The organism is Kamptonema sp. UHCC 0994 (assembly GCF_029167235.1).
GTDB lineage: Bacteria > Cyanobacteriota > Cyanobacteriia > Cyanobacteriales > Microcoleaceae > Kamptonema.
This window is the reverse complement of sequence record NZ_JARFTR010000285.1, coordinates 1-1,378: the sequence shown is the minus strand read 5'-3', so window position 1 is coordinate 1,378 and position 1,378 is coordinate 1. Positions and strand designations below refer to the sequence as shown.

At 40.4% G+C, this 1,378-nt stretch carries 1 pseudogene; it reads left to right on the top strand.

Going from position 1 to position 1,378, the window contains the following annotated elements:
* Nucleotides 1-122: 122 nt before the first annotated feature.
* Nucleotides 123-1,353 (top strand): annotated as a pseudogene (locus PY364_RS25020) (transposase).
* The last annotated feature ends 25 nt before the right edge of the window (nt 1,354-1,378 follow it).

Below are 1,378 nucleotides of genomic sequence, written 5' to 3'. Positions count from 1 at the left end.
TAGGGCTTGCTGAAGCAGTGGTTCAAGTAAACACTGTATGGATTTTTGGACGAAGAAAGGTAGTAATGGTGCAAGAAAAACAGGTATAATCACTCAAAACCCGTGCATCACCATTTGCGATCGTGTACAGAAAAGCTGAGCTTGCCCCAAGCCCCCCATCCAACTTTGAACTCCCCTTTGAAGGAAGGTTGTCAGAAGATAACCGTTGGGTAAAAATGGCCCAACTAATTGCTTGGTCGGAATTTGAAGAAGATTATGCTGAAAACTTTCCCACCGAAATGGGAGCACCCGCCAAATCATTTAGGATAGCATTAGGGGCATTAATTATCAAAGAAAAACTGGGAATAAGCGACATAGAAACAGTAGAACAGATCCGTGAAAACCCCTACCTGCAATACTTTATCGGTCAATCAACCTACAGTAATGAACCCCCATTTGACCCATCACTATTAGTACACTTTCGGCAGCGAATCAGTGCGAATTTAATCAAGAAAGTGAACGAACGAATGGTGGAAAAAATGTGCGAAACCACCCCAAAACCGCCCGAAAAAAAAAAGGATTCGGACGCAAAAAATGAATCAACCAATCAAGGAAAATTAATTGTAGATGCGACCTGTGCCCCAGCAGATATTAGCTATCCCACCGACTTAGGACTATTAAACCTTGCTAGTCCTCACAGAAGTCTATCGCCAACAACTCTGGTTATTTGAAAATAACAAACAGAGTATAGAGGACAGAATAGTAAGTTTAAGCCAACCACACATCCGTCCCATTGTCAGAGGAAAAGCAGGGAAACCCGTAGAGTTTGGAGCCAAACTGTCAGCGAGCTGCATTGAAGGATATGTATTTTTAGACCGGATAAGTTGGGATAACTTTAACGAATCAGGAGACTTAAAATCACAAGTAGAAGCATTTAAAAATTACACAGGATACTATCCAGAATCAGTCCACGCCGATCGCATTTATCGAAATCGTGAAAACCGAGCTTGGTGTAAAGAAAGAGGAATTAGAATGAGTGGCCCTCCTTTAGGAAGACCACCAGCAAATGTCAGTAAGGAAACCAAGAAACAAGCCTTAGAAGATGAAAGAGTTAGGAATGCAATTGAGGGCAAATTTGGACAAGGAAAAAGAAGATTTAGCTTAAATCGAGTGATGACAAAACTTGATAATACTTCCCAAACAGCTATTGCTATTACTTTTTTAGTGATGAACCTTGCTACCTGGTTAAGACGGGTTTTTTGTGTGTTTTTATGTCACAAACCGAAAATCACACCTATTTACGGTTCAATGATTATTAAAAACTATAATTGGGCAATTTATAGTCAACAAACAGTTATGTTTCACCGAGCTTGAATTGCCCATTAGTTGCGATCGCGAT